Source organism: Rhizobacter sp. (assembly GCF_035702065.1).
Classification (GTDB): domain Bacteria; phylum Pseudomonadota; class Gammaproteobacteria; order Burkholderiales; family Burkholderiaceae_C; genus Rhizobacter.
The window spans coordinates 1-2,734 of record NZ_DASSRA010000184.1; the positions used below are offsets into that span (position 1 = coordinate 1).

General features: G+C 64.7%; 3 protein-coding genes. All 3 read left to right on the forward strand.

The features are described 5' to 3' along the window. The first annotated feature begins 42 nt into the window (after nt 1-42). The gene (locus VFL64_RS08670; RefSeq protein WP_489539978.1) at nt 43-1,266 is read left to right on the forward strand and encodes a CmpA/NrtA family ABC transporter substrate-binding protein; all 1,224 of its coding nucleotides are present in this window, start codon (nt 43-45) and stop codon (nt 1,264-1,266) included. Between the two features lie 21 nt (nt 1,267-1,287). Continuing rightward, the gene (gene ntrB / locus VFL64_RS08675) at nt 1,288-2,190 is read left to right on the forward strand and encodes a nitrate ABC transporter permease (RefSeq protein ID WP_489539979.1); all 903 of its coding nucleotides are present in this window, start codon (nt 1,288-1,290) and stop codon (nt 2,188-2,190) included. Between the two features lie 11 nt (nt 2,191-2,201). Next, nucleotides 2,202-2,734, forward strand: a 533-nt coding sequence (locus VFL64_RS08680) for an ABC transporter ATP-binding protein (RefSeq protein WP_489539980.1), incomplete at its 3' end; no start/stop codon positions are given.

The window sequence follows — 2,734 nt, forward strand, 5'->3', positions numbered from 1 at the left end:
TTGCCACCCGCCATGAACCACCTGACGACACGGAAGATCCTCATGAGCCGCAGAACCCTGATCAAGGCCGCCGCCGCCACCGGCGCCACGGGCATGGTGCCCGGACTGCAGAGCGCCGTGTACGCGCAGGGCTCGGACAAGCCCGAGAAGGAGGAGGTGCGCATCGGCTTCATCCCGCTGACCGACTGCGCCTCGGTGGTGATGGCCTCGGTGCTCGGCTTCGACAAGAAGTACGGCGTGAAGATCGTGCCGACCAAGGAGGCCTCGTGGGCCGGCGTGCGCGACAAGCTCGTCAACGGCGAGCTGGACATGGCCCACGTGCTCTACGGGCTGATCTACGGCGTGCACCTCGGCGTCGGCGGCCCGAAGAAGGACATGGCCGTGCTGATGACGCTGAACAACAATGGCCAGGCGATCACGCTGTCGAAGAAGCTCGCCGACAAGGGCGCGGTCGACGGCGCGAGCCTGGCCAAGCTGATGGCCGCGGAGAAGCGCGAATACACCTTCGCGCAGACCTTCCCGACCGGCACGCACGCCATGTGGATCCACTACTGGCTGGCGGCGTCGGGCATCAACCCGGTCTCGGGCGCCAAGCTGATCACCGTGCCGCCGCCGCAGATGGTGGCCAACATGCGCGTGGGCAACATGGACGGCTTCTGCGTCGGCGAGCCCTGGGGCCATCGCGCCATCATGGACAACATCGGCATCACCGCCATCACCACGCAGGACATCTGGCGCGATCACCCCGAGAAGACGCTGGGCACCACGTCCGACTTCGTCAAGAAGAACCCCAACACCTGCCGCGCCGTGATGATGGCCATCCTCGAGGCGGGCCGCTGGATCGACGCGAGCCTGCAGAACAAGATGAAGATGGCCGAGACGGTGGCCGAGAAGAGCTACGTCAACACCGGGGTCGATGCCATCAACCAGCGCATCCTGGGCCGCTACCAGAACGGCCTGGGCAAGACCTGGGACGACCCGAACCACATGAAGTTCTTCAACGACGGCGCGGTGAACTTCCCGTACCTCAGCGACGGCATGTGGTTCCTCACGCAGCACAAGCGCTGGGGCCTGCTGAAGGAGCACCCCGACTACCTGGCGGTGGCCAAGCAGATCAATCAGATCGACCTCTACAAGGAAGCGGCTGGCGCCCTCAAGGTCAGCGTCCCCAAGGAGGTGCTGCGCACGAGCAAGCTGCTGGATGGCGTGGTGTGGGACGGCAAGGACCCCAAGAAGTACGCCGACAGCTTCGCCATCAAGGCCTGAGATCACTGCAAGGAGAACACCATGGTCAGTGCTGTCTTTCACTCCCCGCTCGATGCCTCCACCAAGGCTCGTGCCGCCGCAGCGGCCAAGGGCAAGCCCGCGCCCGCCGCGGCAGCGGTCGCCAAGCCCGTGGTGGTCAAGCCACCGTTCGACTGGTCGGCCCTGTGGCTGAAGGTTCTGCCACCCGTCATCGGCATCGCCTTGCTGATCGGCATCTGGGCGCTGCTCACGATGAAGAGCACGACCTTCCCGACGCCGATGGCCACCTTCGACGAAGCGGTGAAGGTGTTCTCCGACCCGTTCTACAGCAAGGGCCCCAACGACCAGGGCATCGGCTGGAACATCCTGTTCTCGCTGCAGCGCGTGGCGGTGGGCTTCGGGCTGGCAGCACTGGTGGGCATCCCGCTGGGCTTCATGATCGGGCGCTTCAGCTTCCTGAACAGCATGGCCTCGCCGCTGATCAGCCTGTTGCGCCCGGTCTCGCCACTGGCCTGGCTGCCGATCGGCCTGCTGGTGTTCAAGGCGGCCAACCCGGCTGCGATCTGGACGATCTTCATCTGCTCCATCTGGCCGATGATCATCAACACCGCCGTGGGCGTGCAGCGCGTGCCGAGCGACTACCTGAACGTGGCGCGCGTGCTGAATCTCTCCGAGTGGAAGGTGATCACGCAGATCCTCTTCCCCGCGGTGCTGCCCTACATGCTGACCGGTGTGCGCCTCTCGGTGGGCACGGCCTGGCTGGTGATCGTCGCCGCCGAGATGCTGACCGGCGGCGTGGGCATCGGCTTCTGGGTGTGGGACGAGTGGAACAACCTCAACGTCACGCACATCCTGATCGCCATCTTCGTCATCGGCATCGTCGGCCTGTTGCTCGAATGGGCGCTGATCTCGGTCGCCAAGCGGTTCACCTACAACGAAGCCTGAGGAGACCTGCCATGAAGAACTTCATCGAAGTCCAGAACGCCGAGATGGTGTTCAACACCAAGAAGGGCAGCTTCCACGCCCTGCGCGAGATCAACCTCACGGTGGCCAAGGGCGAGTTCGTCACCCTGATCGGCCACTCGGGCTGCGGTAAATCCACCCTGCTCAACCTGATCGCCGGACTCACGCTGCCGAGCAAGGGCGCGCTGATCTGCGACAAGCGCGAGATCGCCGCACCCGGCCCCGAGCGTGCGGTGGTGTTCCAGAACCACTCGCTGCTGCCATGGCTCACCTGCTACGAGAACGTGCACCTCGCGGTCGAGCGCGTGTTCAGCAACACCGACACCAAGGCCGGCCTCAAGGAACGCACCATGGCGGCACTACAACTGGTGAACATGGGCCACGCCGCCACCAAGCGCCCGCACGAGATCTCCGGTGGCATGAAGCAGCGCGTGGGCATCGGCTTCTGGGTGTGGGACGAGTGGAACAACCTCAACGTCACGCACATCCTGATCGCCATCTTCGTCATCGGCATCGTCGGCCTGTT